The following is a 14238-nucleotide window of genomic DNA, read 5'->3' as shown; positions in this document are numbered from 1 at the left end:
GCTCGGTCGACCAACCCTGGGCGATCAACCGCCAGAACCTGCGCTCGATCTCCCTCGGCATCCGCGGACGCCCCATCGACACCACCCCGATCTGCTGGGGTGTTGCATCGACCCCTTGAACCCGAGGACCGCTTCTCCGCGGAAAAGCAGGCCGCTTTTCCGCGGAAAAGCGCCTCGTACGACCACGGGGGGACGGCGGGGTCCGTCCGGGGGAGCACGGAGAGCGACCGGAAGATGGCCCTCCGCTCCGACGCGGGAGGACGGCGCTCGGCGAGAGCGTGATCGCCGTTGCCGCATCCCTGCACCGGAGGTCCGAAGTGTCCGTCCCCGTCATGACCGTCCCCGGCGAGCTCCGCACCGGCGAGACCACCGCCGCCGTCCGCGCCGCCGGGCTGCGCAAGACCTACGGCACCGGGGAGACGGCGGTGCACGCCCTCGCCGGGGTCGACGTCACCTTCGCCGCCGGTGAGTTCACCGCGATCATGGGCCCCTCGGGCTCGGGCAAGTCGACCCTCATGCACTGCCTGGCCGGCCTGGACACCGCGACCGCGGGCGAGGTGTGGCTGGGCGACACCCCGCTGACCAGTCTGCGCGACGACCAGCTGACCGTGCTGCGCCGCCGGCGGATCGGCTTCGTCTTCCAGTCGTTCAACCTGCTCCCGGTCCTCGACGCCCGCGAGAACATCGTGCTGCCTCTGCAGCTGGGTGGCCTGCGCCCCGACCCGGCCTGGTTCGACGCCGTCATCGCCCGGCTGGGCCTGCGCGAGCGCCTCGGCCACCGCCCGCACGAGCTCTCCGGCGGCCAGCAGCAGCGGGTCGCCATCGCCCGCGCCCTGCTCCCGCGCCCCGACGTCGTCTTCGCCGACGAGCCCACCGGCAACCTGGACTCCCGCTCGGGCGCCGAGGTGCTGGGCCTGCTGCGCTCCAGCGTCAAGGAGACCGGTCAGACCGTCGTCATGGTCACCCACGACCCGTCGGCGGCCGCCTACGCCGACCGCGTGGTCCTCCTGGCCGGCGGTCGGCTCGCCGGCGACCTCGCCGACCCCACCGCCGAGTCGGTCCTGGACGCGCTGCGCGGACTGGGGGCCTGAGCCATGCGCAGCGTCGTCCTCGCCCAGCTCCGCACGCACGCGGCGCGGCTGATCGCCTCCACGCTGGCGGTGGTCATCGCCGTCGGCTTCGTGGTGGCCACGCTCGTGCTCAACGAGACCTCCCGCAGCACCGTCCTGGACACCGTCGGCGCCCGCTACGTGCACGCCGCCGCCGTGGTCACCTCCGAGGGCGGCTCCCTCGCCGACGACGTCGCCGACCTGGAGGCGCTCAGCTCGGTGGGCGTCGTCGCCCCCGCCTACGAGGCCGGCGTCTCGGCCGAGGTGCCGGGGCGCCCCGGCTCGCAGTACCTCTCCGTGCAGTCGGTGGCCGACGCCCCGCAGCTGCGCTGGGAGCAGCTCTCCTCGGGCCGGCTGCCGCGGGAGGTCGGCGAGGTCGCCGTGACCGACCGCGCCCGGGCCGAGGTCGGTGACGTGCTCACCGTCTCGGCCTACGACGCCGACGGCGAGGCGACCACGTCGCAGGCGACCGTCACCGGCATCGTCGACCTGCGCGGCGACCCGCAGGCCGGGCTCTTCGCCCGCGGCTTCGTCACCGAGGCGCAGGCCCGCGACTGGGGCGCCGGCTTCCCGGCCGAGCTGCGGATCGCCGCCGGCCCCGGTTTCGGCGCCGACGAGGTGCTCCGGGACGTCACCGCGGCCGTGCCGGGCGACGCCGTCGTCCGCACGGGCGAGGCGCAGGCGGAGCGGGCCGCCGCCGCGCTCATGGGCAACACGACCGCCCTGGCCTCGGTGCTGCTGGTGTTCGGCACCATCGCCGTCGTCGTCGCCGGCCTGGTCATCGCCAACACCTTCGCCGTCCTGCTCGCCCAGCGGACCCGCGAACTGGCCCTGCTGCGCTGCGTCGGCGCCACCCCGCGCCAGGTCCGGCGCAGCGTGCTCGGCGAGGCGCTGGCCACCGGGCTGGTCGCCTCAGCCCTGGGCGTGGCCGCGGGCATCGGGCTGGCCGCGCTGATCTCGGCGGTCGCGGGCAGCAACTCCGCGATCCCGCTGTCCGGCGTCGCCGTGCCCCTGTCCGCGGTGGGGGCCGGGATGCTCGTGGGCACCGTGGTCACCGTGCTGGCGGCGCTCGCGCCCGCCCGGGCCGCCACGCGGGTCGCCCCGCTCGCGGCGCTGCGGCCGGTGGACCCGGCACCGCTGCGGTCCCGACCGGGGGTCCTCCGCCTGGTGCTCGGGCTGCTGCTGGCCGTGCCCGGCACCGCCCTGATGGGCGGCGGGGCGGCGATGCCGGACGTGCGGGTCGCCCTTCCCGGCGGCGTGCTCAGCTTCCTCGGCATCGTGCTGCTGGCCCAGCGGGCCGTTCCGCCCGTGGTCGCGGCGGTCGGCCGGCTGGCCGGCCGGCTCGGCGGCGTCCCCGCCCGGCTCGCGGCGGGCAACGCCACCCGCAACCCCCGGCGGACGGCGGCGACGGCCACCGCGCTGCTCATCGGCGTGACCCTCACCAGCGCCTTCGTCGTGGGAGCCGCTTCGACGCGGGCGACGGCGACGGCGGGCCTGGCCGCGGAGTTCCCCACCGACGTCGTGGTCGAGGGCTTCGCCGGCGAGCTGCCGGGGTCCCTGGAGAACACGCTGGCCCGCACCGACGGCGTGGCGCGCAGCGCGCCGGTGCTCGCCGGCACCGTCGCCGGCCCGGACGGGGACCTGGTCGGCGCGTTCGGCGTCGACCGCGCCGAGGCGGCCGCGACCCTGCGCTCCACCGAGGACCTGGTCCTCCCCGGGCCCGGGCAGGTCTCGGTGCCGGAGTGGCTGGCGGACCCCTGGGCGGTGCGCGACGGTGACCGGCTCACCCTGGGGGGAGACCCCGACCGGGAGGTCCCGGCGCGGCAGTTCACCGTGCGGGTCGTCGACGCCGACAACCCCCTCCTGCTCGACGCCACCGAGCTGCGGGCGCTGGCTCCCGACGCCTCCCTCGGCCAGGTGTGGCTGCGGCTGGCCGACGACGACCCGGCCCGGCAGCTGGACGTGCTCGACCGGATCACCGACGTCGTCGCCGAGGCCTCGCCCGACACCCAGGTGACCGGCCTGATCGCGCAGCGGGCCGAGATCGACGAGATCCTCGACGTGCTGCTGCTGGTCGTCACGGGCCTGCTCGGCGTCGCCGTGGTGATCGCGCTGATCGGGGTGGGCAACACCCTCGCGCTGTCAGTGGTGGAGCGGCGGCAGGAGAACGGCCTGCTGCGGGCGCTCGGTCTCACCCGGGGCCAGCTGCGCGGGCTGCTGGCCTGGGAGGCGATGCTGGTCGCCGGGGTCGCCTCGGCGCTGGGGGTCGTCGTCGGCGGGTCCTACGGCCTGATCGGGGCGGCGTCGGTGCTCGGCCAGGTGGGCGACCTCGTGCTCGACGTCCCGTGGCTGCAGGTGGCCGCGATCGTCGTCGTCGCGACCGTGGCCGGGCTGCTCGCCTCGGTGCTCCCGGCGCGCCGGGCGGCACGCACCGCCCCCGTGGCCGCCATCGCCGCCGCCTGACCTCTGCTTTTCCGCGGAAAAGCCGGCCGCTTTTCCGCGGAAAAGCGGGCCGCTTTTCTGCGAAAAGGCGGGGTGAACGTGGTGTGACGTTGCACGTGGAACCTCGGACGGCGCGGCTCCGGCTGGGATGCTGGAGCCGTGCCGTCCACGTTCCTCCGCCGCGCCGCCGTCACCGCTGCCGTCCTCGCGGGACCGGTGGGCTGGGTGACCGCCGCCGCGTGGGGCCTGCCCACCGCACTGGGGGCCCACCGCCGCCGGCTGCGGCCGGTCGTGGCGGGGTCGCCGCACTTCTCCGACGGCACGTTCCACAACACGCTGCCCACCCCGGCGCTCGCCCCCGCGAACACCCGCGACGGTCTGCTGCGGCAGTGGCACGAGGAACGGCACGTCGGCCTACCGGGCGGCCCCATCCCGCTGGCCCGGCCCGAGCTGCCCGCCGAGGCCGCCGAGCTCGCAGTCACCTGGTTCGGCCACGCGAGCGCGCTGCTGGAGATCGACGGCCGGCGGGTGCTCGTCGATCCGGTGTGGGGGTACCGCGTCTCGCCGTCCCCGGTGTTCGGGCCGACCCGGCTGCACGAGCCTCCGCTGCCCGTCGAGGACCTCCCCGCGGTCGACGCCGTCCTCATCTCGCACGACCACTACGACCACCTCGACCTGCCGACCGTCCGCGCGCTCCTGGCCACCCAGACGGCGCCCTTCGTCGTCCCGCTGGGCATCGGCGAGCACCTGCGCAAGTGGAAGGTGCCCGAGGAGCGGATCGTGGAGCTGGACTGGGACGGCACCCACGACGTCGCCGGGCTGACCCTCACCTGCACCGAGGCGCGGCACTTCTCCGGCCGGTACCTGCACCGGAACACCACGCTGTGGGCGTCCTGGGCGATCGCCGGCCCGCGGCACCGCGTCTACTTCGGCGGCGACACCGGCTACACGCCCGCGTTCGCCGCGATCGGGGCGCAGCACGGCCCCTTCGACCTGACGCTGCTGCCGATCGGCGCCTACAACGACGCGTGGCACGCCATCCACATGGATCCGGAGGAGGCCGTCCGCGCGCACGGCGACCTCGGCGGTCGGGTGCTGCTGCCCATTCACTGGGCGACGTTCAACCTGGCCTTCCACCCCTGGGCCGAGCCGGTCCAGCGGCTGCTGGCCGCCGCCCGCCGGCGGAGCGTGACCGTCGTCGTGCCGCAGCCCGGCGAGCGGATCGACGTGCTGGCCCCGCCGCCGGTGCGCGACTGGTGGACTGCCGTCGGCTCGGCGGCGGAGTCCGGTCAGGACGTCGGCGCCTCGGGTGTCGGCACCTCGGTGCTGGCCCGCACCCTCACCCGGCTGACGGCGCTGCTGCCGGGCGCGTAACGGCTCCCCCGGTATCCGGATCACGAAAGATCGCGCCTGCTGCAAGATTTAACGATTCCGACTGCGTGGCATGCACGCGAACTCGGTGTAGTCACCCCACTCTGATCTCCTGTCCGCAGGTCAACGCCTCGATGGCGGCGACCTGACCGTGCACCCAGGAGTCGAGTCATGCTGCAGTTCACGCGCCGGACGACCGCCGGCGCACCTGACGACGCCGTCGCCCAGGCCTCGGCCGACGTCGCCGCGGTGATCGCCGTGGTGGAGGCGCTGGCCGATGCGCCAACCACGACGGAGGCGATCTCCCGCGCCCTCGCGCTGGTCCGGGAGCGCTTCGGCTGGGCGTACGCCTCCTACTGGCGGATCGACCCGGCCGACCGGGCGCTGCGCTTCGTCCAGGAGTCCGGCGACGCGGGCGCCGAGTTCCGGGAGGTCACCCTCGCCGCGTCGTTCCGCGAGGGCGTGGGCCTGGCCGGCCGGGCCTGGCGCTCGCGCGACCTGGTCTTCGTCCCCGACCTCGGGCACCTGGCCGACTGCGTGCGCGCCCCGGCCGCCCAGCGCGTCGGCGTCCGCAGCGGCATCTGCTTCCCCCTGTACGAGGACGGCGAGGTGACCGGCACGATGGACTTCTTCGCCACCGAGACCTTGAACCCGTCCCCGCAGCGGCTCGACGCCCTGCGCGCCATCGGGAAGCTGGTGTCCCAGGCCATCGAGCGGGTCACCGGGAGCGCTCGGCAGGCGAAGGCGGCGGAGGACACGCACGCCGTCAGCGAGCTGCTCCGGGCGATCACCTCGGCCGCCACGCGCGAGGAGGCCATCTCGCGCGCGCTGGACACCATCCGGCACGGCTTCGACTGGACGTACGGCTCCTACTGGGCGATCGACGAGTCGGACCGGGCGCTGCACTTCGTCACCGAGTCCGGCACCGCCGGGCAGGAGTTCCGGGAGGTGACCCTCGCCGCGTCCTTCCAGGAGGGCGTGGGGCTCTCCGGCCGGGCGTGGAAGACCCGCGACCTGGTCTTCGTCGAGGACCTCGCCGAGGTGACCGACTGCGTCCGGGCGCCCGCGGCCCGACGTGCGGGGGTCAAGTCGGGGGTGTGCCTGCCCATCCTGGTGGGCGGCCAGGTCGTCGGTACCATGGACTTCTTCGCCACCCGCACCCTCATCCTGGCGCCGGGGCGGCAGGACGCCCTCCGCAGTGCCGCCTTCCTGCTCGGGCAGGCGCTCGAGCGGTTCGAAGCCTCGGAGCGCCTCGAGCGCGCCGGTCGTGAGCTGCTCGAGTCCATCACCGAGGTGGAGCGGAACGTGCTGTCGGCGACGACCGTCGCCAGCGACGGCAGGCGGCTCACCGACGAGGCCAACGACGAGGTGGCGGGGCTCGGCGACTCGAGCGCCGACATCGGCAAGGTGGTCAAGACCATCCGCGGCATCGCCGACCAGACCAACCTGCTGGCGCTCAACGCGACCATCGAGGCCGCCCGCGCCGGCGAGGCGGGCCGCGGTTTCGCCGTCGTGGCCAACGAGGTCAAGGAGCTCGCCGCGGAGACGGCGCGCGCCACCACCGACGTCGACGCCAAGGTCTCGGCGATCCAGGCGCAGGTCGACCGGGTCGTGTCCGCGCTGGCCGCGATCAGCACGGTGGTCGAGAGCATCAACGAGACGCAGACGGTGATCGGCGGCGTCCTGACCGAGCAGGCGGCCGTCACCAAGGCGATCCTCGAGTAGCTACCGGAGCAGCTTGCTCATCCGCCGGTCGGCCAGCGGCTTGCCGCCGGTCTGGCAGGTGGGGCAGTACTGCAGCGAGGTGTCGGCGAAGCTGACCTCGCGGACGGTGTCGCCGCAGACGGGGCAGGGCAGGCCGGTGCGGGCGTGCACCTGCAGCCCGGAGCGCTTCTCGCCCTTCATCGTCGCGGCGCGCTGCCCCACCTGGCGCACGAGCGCCTCGGTGAGGGTGGCGCGCACGGCGTCGTAGAGACGGACCAGTTCGTCGTCGTTCAGCTTGTCGGCCATCTTGAACGGCGAGAGCCGGGCGGCGTGCAGGATCTCGTCGGAGTACGCGTTGCCGATGCCGGAGATCAGCGTCTGGTCGGTGAGCGCGCCCTTGAGCTGGCCCGACCGGCCGGCCATCAGTGCCGCGAAGGTCTCCCGGTCCACCTCGAGGGCGTCCGGGCCCAGCCGCGCGATGCCCGGCACCTCCGACGGCGAGCGGACGACGTAGATCGCCAGCCCCTTGCGGGTGCCCTGCTCGGTCAGGTCGAAGCCGGGGGCGGGAGGGTCGGACTCCAGCGGCGCGAGGTGCACCCGCAGCGCGAGCGGACCCTTGCCCGGCTTCGGCGGCGCGGCCGGCAGGTTCTCCCGCCAGTGCAGCCAGCCCGCGCGGGCCAGGTGGACGACCAGGTGCACCCCGGAGACGTCGAGGTCGAGGAACTTGCCGTGCCGACCGGCGCCGGTGATCTCCAGACCGCCGAGCGCGGACAACGGCGGGTCGAAGGTCTTGATCGCCTGCACCGCGGCCAGATCCGCGCGGGTCAGGACGCGGCCGACCGCGTGGGCGCGCAGGAAGGCGGCCAGGGCCTCCACCTCGGGCAACTCAGGCATCGACCCATGATCCCGCGGATCGCACGCCTGCGCCGTCCCCGATCAGGCGACTTTCCGTACCGGAAGTCCGCCCTCACCCCGGACTTTCGGTACAGAAAGTCCGGGGTGGGGGCTCGAAAGGCGGTTGTGCGCAACCGTTCGTAGGCTCGGCCTGGTGCCGACGACGCTGCTCTGGTTCCGGCGCGACCTGCGCCTGGGCGACCACCCCGCGCTGCTCGCCGCCCGCGACGCCGCGGGCCCCGACGGCGACGTGCTGCCCGTGTTCGTCTTCGACGACCGGCTCTACGGACCCTCCGGCGAGCCCCGCCGCCGCTTCCTGCTCGACTGCCTCACCGCCCTGGACGACGAGCTCGACGGCGCGCTGGTGCTGCGCTCGGGCGACCCCGCGCGGGTGCTGCCGGAGCTGGTCCGCGAGGTGGGCGCGGACTCGGTGCACATCAGCGCCGACGCCGGCCCCTACGGCCGCCGTCGCGACCAGGCTGTCGAGCAGGCACTGGGCGACGTCCCGCTGGTGCGCACCGGCTCGCCGTACCTGGTCACGCCCGGCCGGGTGACCAAGCGCGACGGGACGCCGTTCCAGGTCTTCTCCCCCTTCGCGCGGGCCTGGCGCGAGCACGGCTGGCGGGCGCCGGCCGATTCCTCCGGCGGCGTCCGCTGGCGCACCGGCGTCCGGTCCGAAGACCCGCCGCCGGCGCCCGAGGTGGACGCCGCTCTGCCGCCGGCCGGGGAGCGGGCGGCGCTCGAGGCCTGGGCCCGGTTCCGCGACGAGCGGCTGACCGGCTACGCCGAGGGCCGCAACCTCCCCGGGACGAGCGGCACCAGCCGGCTGTCGGCCTACCTGAAGTACGGCTGCATCCACCCGCGCACCCTCGTCGCCGACCTGGCCGGCGAGGAGTCCGAGTCCGCCCGGCGCTACACCGACGAGCTGGCCTGGCGGGACTTCTACGCCGACGTGCTGTGGCACCGCCCCGACTCGGCGCGCGAGTACCTCAAGCCCGAGCTGCAGGGCATGGGTTACGACAGCGGCCCGGACGCCGACGCGCTGGTGCGGGCCTGGGAGACCGGGCGCACCGGGTTCCCGATCGTGGACGCCGGGATGCGCCAGCTGCTCGGCGAGGCCTACGTGCACAACCGGGTGCGCATGATCGTCGCCTCGTTCCTCGTGAAGGACCTGCACCAGGAGTGGACGCGCGGCGCGCGGTACTTCATGCAGCACCTTGTCGACGGCGACCTCGCCAGCAACCAGCACGGCTGGCAGTGGGTGGCCGGGACCGGCACCGACGCCTCGCCCTACTACCGGGTCTTCAACCCCATCACCCAGGGCAAGAAGTTCGACCCGGACGGCGCCTACGTGAAGCGCTGGGTGCCCGAGCTGCGCGACCTGGACCCGGCGCACGTGCACGAACCGTGGACCGCACCCGGCGGCATCCCGGCCGGCTACCCGGAGCCGGTCGTCGACCACGCCCACGAGCGCCAGGTGTCACTGGACCGCTACGCCCGCGTCCGCGCCGGCTGATCAGCTCCGGCGCAGGGCGGGCGCGGTCAGGTCCAGCGGCCGGCCGGCTGCCGCGTCGGCCGCCAGCGCCCGGCCCCACGCCGTCAGCCCGGCGACGTCGATCCCGTGCGGCGGAGCCCCGGCGTAGGGGGCGATCGTGCCCGCACCACGCTCGAGGAGGGTGACCGCGCCCCGGGCGTTCCCGCGCGCGGCGTGCGTGAGCCCGACGGCGAGCTGGGCGAGCCCGCGCCACAGCTGCCGCTCCCCGGGGACGGCGGACTTCCAGGCGTCCTCCAGCACCTCGTGCGCGTGGAAGGGGCGGCCCGCGTCGAGCAGCTCCTGCGCCTCGGCCAGGGCGACCAGCGGCTCGCGCACCACCCCCTCGGGCGCCCGCGGCTCCCCCGGGGCGCCGTGCGGGAGCGGCCGGCCCAGCGCGTCCCGCGGACGGGCGTTGCGGGCGCGGCCCTCGGCGTCCCGGTCGCGCGTCGTCACCACCCCATCCTGCCCTGCACCGCGCGGCGGAAGTCGTCCCGCTGCATCCGTATCCGGGGAGGTCAGCGAAGAGGGGAGCACGGGGACCCACATCTGACGGAAGGATGATCCATGAGCACCCTGCGCTCCTTCGGCAACGCCGCCGGCGCGGCTGCCGTCCTCGGCGGTCTCGTCCTCGTCGCCAGCCCGGCGACCGCGGCCGACACCGCGACCGTGTCGGTCCTGCACGGCGTCCCGGACACCCCCGTCGACGTCTACGCCAACGGCGAGCGGCTCATCGACGACTTCCAGCCGGGCACGCTGACCGACCCCCTGACGCTTCCCGCGGGCGCCTACGACCTGGCGCTCTTCCCCGCCGACGCGCCCGACGGCTCCGGCGAGCCGCTGCTGCAGGCCGACGACGTCGCCGTCCCGGCCGGCGCGAACGCCACCGTGGTCGCCCACCTCTCGGAGACCGGCAGCCCGACCCTGACCCCGTTCGTCAACGACACCTCCGCGGTCCCGGCCGGCCAGGCACGGGCGACCGTCCGCCACGTCGCCGCTGCTCCGGCCGTCGACGTGCGCGCGGGCGGGACCGTGGTCGTGAGCGCCGTGACCAACCCGAACGAGGCCACCCTCACCGTGCCCGCCGGCACGGTCAGCGCGGACGTCGTCCTGGCGGGCACCGACACCGTGGCCATCGGCCCGGCCGACCTGCCCCTGGCCGAGGGCACCTCGACCGTCGTCTACGCGTGGGGCAGCCAGGAGGCCGGCTACGACCTGGCCGTGCAGACGATCAGCGGTGGGCACTCCTCGCCCAGCGGCGTCCCCGGCGGCTCGGCGGGGCTGGCCGACGACAGCAGTGCGCTGCCGATGGTCGCCGCGCTCTCGGTCGCCGGTCTGGCCGTCGCCGGCGCCGGTGCCGCCCGGCTCGCCCGCACCCGCGGCTGAGCGGAGCACGTCCCGTGCGACCCGCCGCCGCCTCCGTCGTCCTGGGCCTCGCCCTGGCCGTCGGCGCCCCGACCGCCTGGGTGCTGACCCGGCCGGAGGCGGCGGCGGGCGTCCCGGTGGAGCAGGCCCTTCCCGCACCGGCCCCCGAGGCCGGCGCGGGAAGGGCGCCCGCCACCCCTGTGGTCACCGCCCGGGACGCCGCCCCGCGCGCGCCCCGCAGCGTCGTCCCACCCGTCCGCGTCAGCGTGCCGTCGCTCGGCGTCGACGCACCCGTCGACGCCGTCGGGATCGCCCCGGACGGGCAGATGGAGCTCCCGCAAGCCGTCTCCCGCGTCGGCTGGTACCGCTTCGGCCCGGCACCGGGTGCGGCCGGTTCGGCGGTGCTCGCCGGCCACGTCGACGACCAGGAGCAGGGGCCCGGCGCCCTCCTCCGCCTGCGGGACGCCGCCGTCGGCGACGAGCTGACCGTCACCGACGCCGCGGGCACCGGCACCCGGTGGCGGGTGGTCTCCCGCGAGGCCATCACCAAGCAGTCCCTCCCGGTCGACCGGATCTTCGCGCGGGACGGCGCCCCGCGGCTCACCCTGATCACCTGCGGCGGCCCGTTCCTGCCCGAGTACCGCAGCTACCGCGACAACGTCGTCGTGGTCGCGGAGCCCGTCCGGTGAGCAGGGCACCGGCCCTCTCCCGGCCCGTCGTCGGTAGCGTTCGTCCCGTGGACCACGCACCGGGGACGCGCAGCGGCGTCCATCCGGACGACGCGGAGATCGGCCGCCGCTTCGCCGCGGGCGAGGAGCAGGCGCTGGCCTGGGCCTACGAGCGGTGGGGCGGTCAGCTGCACGGCATGGCGGTGCGCGCCTTCGGGCCGGGCCCGGACGCCGAGGACGTCACCCAGCAGGTCTTCATCGCCGCCTGGACCGGGCGCGCGCGGTTCCGCCCCGACGACTCGCCCCTGCCGGCCTGGCTGGTGGGCATCTGCCGGCACAAGATCGCCGACGCCTGGGCCCGCCGCGACAAGCAGCGCCGGGAGGCCGAGGCCGCCCTGACCGAGGCGCAGGCCCGGCCCGGCGGCCCGGTCACCGCCGGCGTCGACACCGCCGCGACCGACCGCGTGCTCCTGCTCGACGAGCTGGACCACCTGGGCCAGCCGCAGCGCGGCATCATCGAGCTCGCCTTCTTCGAGGACCTCACCCACGCCCAGATCGCCGAACGCACCGGCCTGCCGCTGGGCACGATCAAGAGCCACATCCGGCGCACACTGGAGCGCCTGCGAGCCCGGTTGGAGGTGGACGGTGCAGCACTCCACGCCTGAGCAGCTCGCCCTCGCGGCGCTGCGCGAGCCCCTGCCCCCGGAGGACGCCGCCCATCTCGAGCGGTGCGACACCTGCCGGGCCGAGGTCGCGCGCCTGCGTCGCGCCCCGGACCTGCTGTCCGTTCCGCAACTCGCCGCCCCCGGCGCCGCCGTCCCGCCCCCGCCGCGCGTGTGGGAGGCCATCGCGGCCGCCACCGGGGTGCGCACCTCGCCCGCCACCGACGCCCCGGGAACGCCGGAGCTCGTGGCCGTGCCCGTTCCCGCCGCGCCCGACGAGGCCCCCGGTGGGACGGTGTCGCCGCTCCGCCGTCGCCGTCGGCCCCTGCTGCTGGCCGCGGCCGCCGCCGTGGCCGGGGCGGTCGTCGGTGCCGGCGCCGTCGCGGTGGTCCAGTCCGCCGGTGACGACGACGAGACGGTGGCCACGGTGGCGCTCGACCTGCTCCCCGAGGCCTCCGGCGTGGCCGACGTCGTCGTCCGCGACGACGGGTCGCGCGTGCTGGAGCTCGACCTGGACGCCCCGGCGCCGGAGGACGGCAGCTACTACGAGGTGTGGGTGATCGACCGCTCGGTGCAGGGGATGTTCCCCCTCGGCGCGGTCGAGCCGGGCACGCAGAGCGTCGAGCTCCCGGACGGGCTGGACCTCGCCGAGTACCCGCTGCTCGACGTCTCGGTGGAGCCGCTGGACGGCGACCCGACGCACTCCGGGGTCTCGGTGGCCCGGGGGGATCTCGACGCCTGATGAACGACCCCTCGTGACACTCCCGCACGACGACCTCGGCGCCGCGTGGCGCTCGGCCCGTCCCCGGCCCGCCGGCCGGCACCTGGACAGCGCGGCGAGCAGCCGGCAGAGCGCCCGGGCGCTGGAGGCGGCGGCGCACCACGCCCGCCACGAGGCCGAGCTCGGGGGCTACGTCGCCGCGGCGGCCGCCGAGAAGCTGGTGCAGCAGGGCAGGTCCGTGATCGGCGGCCTGGCCGGCATGGCCGCGGCCGACGTCGCGTTCGTCGAGTCGGCGCAGGCCGCGCTGACCGCGCTGCTGATCGGCTGGCGGCTCCCGGCCGGAACCCGGGTGGCCTGCCTGCCGGGGGAGTACGCGCCGAACATCGCCCTGCTGGGCGCCTTCGGACTGCGCCCGGAACCGCTGCCGGTCGACGACGACGGCCGCGCCGACCTCGAGGGCGTGGAGCGGCTCCTGCGCACCGATCCGCCCCGCCTCGTGCACCTGGACCAGGTGCCCAGCCACCGGGGCATCCTGCAGCCCGCCGCGGGGATCGCGGCGCTGTGCCGGGAAGCCGGGGTGCCGCTCGTGGTCGACGCCGCCCAGGCGCTCGGGCACGTGGACACCGACATCGGGGCCGACGTCGTCTAAGGGACGTCGCGGAAGTGGCTGGCCGGCCCCCGGGGCGTGGGCGTCCTCATCGCGCGCCCGGCCATCGCCGCGCAGCTGACCCCCGCCGTGGCCCGGCAGCCCGAGGACGCCCCTCCCATGCGGGCGTTCGAGAGCAGCGAGGGGCACGTGGCCGGCCGGATCGGGCTCATCGTCGCCGTGGGGGAGCACCTGGCCGCCGGCCCAGACCGGGTCCGTGCCCGCCTCGCCGGCATCGGCCGGGCCACGCGAGCCGCCCTCGACGGGGTCTCCGGTTGGACCGTGGTGGAGCCCGCCGACGAACCCACGGCCACCACCACGCTGCGGCCGCCGGACGGCGTCGACGTCGTCGCCACCCGAGATCGGCTGCTCGCCGAGCACGGCATCGTCCTCACCGCCGTCCCGCGCGAGCGGGCACCGGGGGAGATGACCGGGCCGGTGCTGCGGGTCTCCCCGCACCTGGACGTCACCGAGGACGATCTGACGGCGCTCGCCGCCGCCCTCTGAGGCGGGCCGGCTAGCTCGACCCGGTCTCGGCGGATCCGTCGTCGTCCGCCGGCTCGTCGTCCACCTGGACGCCGATGCGCGTCGTCTCGTCGGTCTCGGTGACCGTCACCGTCACGCCGTACTCCACGGGGTCGTCCCCGCCGGTGAGCGTGCACCGCGTGCTCGCTCCCACCCGCTTCTCCAGCGCCTGGGAGCAGGTGACGTCCGGACGGGTGCCCACCTCCTGCTCGAGCGCGTCCTCGGCGGCAGTGGCGACCTCCGAGGCCGTCAGCGTGTCGGTGGAGAGGAGGACGGACCCGCAGGCGGGCAGCGCCAGCATCGCGCCGGCGACGAGGGCCAGCGGCAGACGACGGAGCACGGTGTTCCTCCTGGGGTGCGAGCCCCCGACCCTAGTGCGCGCGCAGCCGACGTCCCGCGCTCCGGGTACCCGACGGTACGCGGACTTTCGTCACCCTCGACTGCCCCCCGATGGCCGCTGGGCTGTTCCGCTTTTCCGGCTCTTCGTACCTGCGGTGGGTGTGAGGGACTCGCGCGTGGGAGCTGAGGCCGGGAACGGGTCGAGGCCTTCCAAGATCGGAAGCGACCAAGCTGCCCGACCGGAAGGCCTCGACGGTGTCC

Annotated in this window: 14 protein-coding genes; 11 read left to right on the top strand and 3 right to left on the bottom strand. The window is 75.5% G+C overall.

Annotated features, from left to right (window positions below):
* Positions 1-332 precede the first annotated feature (332 nt).
* The 4 genes from DQ239_RS19920 to DQ239_RS21125 all read left to right on the top strand — a co-directional run bounded on the left by DQ239_RS19920 (position 333) and on the right by DQ239_RS21125 (position 6647).
* Complete coding sequence (locus DQ239_RS19920; protein ID WP_113836162.1) at positions 333-1091, top strand: ABC transporter ATP-binding protein; 759 nt, start codon at positions 333-335, stop codon at positions 1089-1091.
* A gap of 3 nt (positions 1092-1094) precedes the next feature.
* Entirely contained in the window at positions 1095-3572 is a 2478-nt protein-coding gene (locus DQ239_RS19915) for an FtsX-like permease family protein (RefSeq protein ID WP_113836160.1), read from the top strand.
* Between the two features lie 138 nt (positions 3573-3710).
* Positions 3711-4925 (top strand): MBL fold metallo-hydrolase, encoded by a 1215-nt coding sequence (locus tag DQ239_RS19910; RefSeq protein WP_113836159.1) that lies wholly within the window; start codon positions 3711-3713, stop codon positions 4923-4925.
* A gap of 168 nt (positions 4926-5093) precedes the next feature.
* Entirely contained in the window at positions 5094-6647 is a 1554-nt protein-coding gene (locus DQ239_RS21125) for a GAF domain-containing protein (protein WP_113836158.1), read from the top strand.
* Here the strand turns inward: DQ239_RS21125 and DQ239_RS19900 are convergent, their stop codons facing one another.
* A complete protein-coding gene (locus DQ239_RS19900; protein ID WP_113836157.1) occupies positions 6648-7520 on the bottom strand; it encodes a DNA-formamidopyrimidine glycosylase family protein in 873 nt (290 codons plus the stop codon).
* A 154-nt stretch (positions 7521-7674) separates the two neighbouring features.
* Between DQ239_RS19900 and DQ239_RS19895 the strand changes: the two genes are divergently transcribed.
* Positions 7675-9036: a deoxyribodipyrimidine photo-lyase gene (locus DQ239_RS19895; protein WP_113836156.1), complete on the top strand. Its 1362-nt coding sequence runs from the start codon at positions 7675-7677 to the stop codon at positions 9034-9036.
* Here the strand turns inward: DQ239_RS19895 and DQ239_RS19890 are convergent, their stop codons facing one another.
* The gene (locus DQ239_RS19890) at positions 9037-9507 is read right to left on the bottom strand and encodes a DUF309 domain-containing protein (RefSeq protein ID WP_113836155.1); all 471 of its coding nucleotides are present in this window, start codon (positions 9505-9507) and stop codon (positions 9037-9039) included.
* A gap of 111 nt (positions 9508-9618) precedes the next feature.
* On the opposite strand from DQ239_RS19890, the gene DQ239_RS19885 reads away from it, so the two are divergent.
* Genes DQ239_RS19885 through DQ239_RS21110 form a run of 6 tightly spaced genes read left to right on the top strand, consistent with a single transcriptional unit; the run spans position 9619 to position 13620 of the window.
* The gene (locus DQ239_RS19885; RefSeq protein ID WP_113836154.1) at positions 9619-10437 is read left to right on the top strand and encodes a DUF4397 domain-containing protein; all 819 of its coding nucleotides are present in this window, start codon (positions 9619-9621) and stop codon (positions 10435-10437) included.
* 14 nt (positions 10438-10451) lie between these two features.
* The gene (locus tag DQ239_RS19880) at positions 10452-11105 is read left to right on the top strand and encodes a class F sortase (protein WP_113836153.1); all 654 of its coding nucleotides are present in this window, start codon (positions 10452-10454) and stop codon (positions 11103-11105) included.
* A 47-nt stretch (positions 11106-11152) separates the two neighbouring features.
* Entirely contained in the window at positions 11153-11749 is a 597-nt protein-coding gene (locus DQ239_RS19875) for an RNA polymerase sigma factor (RefSeq protein ID WP_233489521.1), read from the top strand.
* Complete coding sequence (locus DQ239_RS19870; RefSeq protein WP_113836151.1) at positions 11730-12488, top strand: anti-sigma factor; 759 nt, start codon at positions 11730-11732, stop codon at positions 12486-12488. Before DQ239_RS19875 ends, DQ239_RS19870 begins: the two co-directional genes overlap by 20 nt.
* 13 nt (positions 12489-12501) lie before the next feature.
* Positions 12502-13116, top strand: a complete 615-nt coding sequence (locus DQ239_RS21115; protein WP_233489520.1) for an aminotransferase class V-fold PLP-dependent enzyme — start codon at positions 12502-12504, stop codon at positions 13114-13116.
* 36 nt (positions 13117-13152) lie between these two features.
* Positions 13153-13620 (top strand): hypothetical protein, encoded by a 468-nt coding sequence (locus DQ239_RS21110; protein WP_233489519.1) that lies wholly within the window; start codon positions 13153-13155, stop codon positions 13618-13620.
* 10 nt (positions 13621-13630) lie between these two features.
* Here the strand turns inward: DQ239_RS21110 and DQ239_RS19860 are convergent, their stop codons facing one another.
* The gene (locus DQ239_RS19860) at positions 13631-13978 is read right to left on the bottom strand and encodes a DUF4333 domain-containing protein (protein WP_199583223.1); all 348 of its coding nucleotides are present in this window, start codon (positions 13976-13978) and stop codon (positions 13631-13633) included.
* Positions 13979-14238 lie beyond the last annotated feature (260 nt).

Origin of the sequence: Blastococcus sp. TF02-09 (assembly GCF_003319105.1) — a bacterium.
Taxonomy (GTDB): domain Bacteria; phylum Actinomycetota; class Actinomycetes; order Mycobacteriales; family Geodermatophilaceae; genus Blastococcus.
Note: the sequence above shows the minus strand (reverse complement) of the source record. Positions and strands in the feature narration are given on the sequence as shown.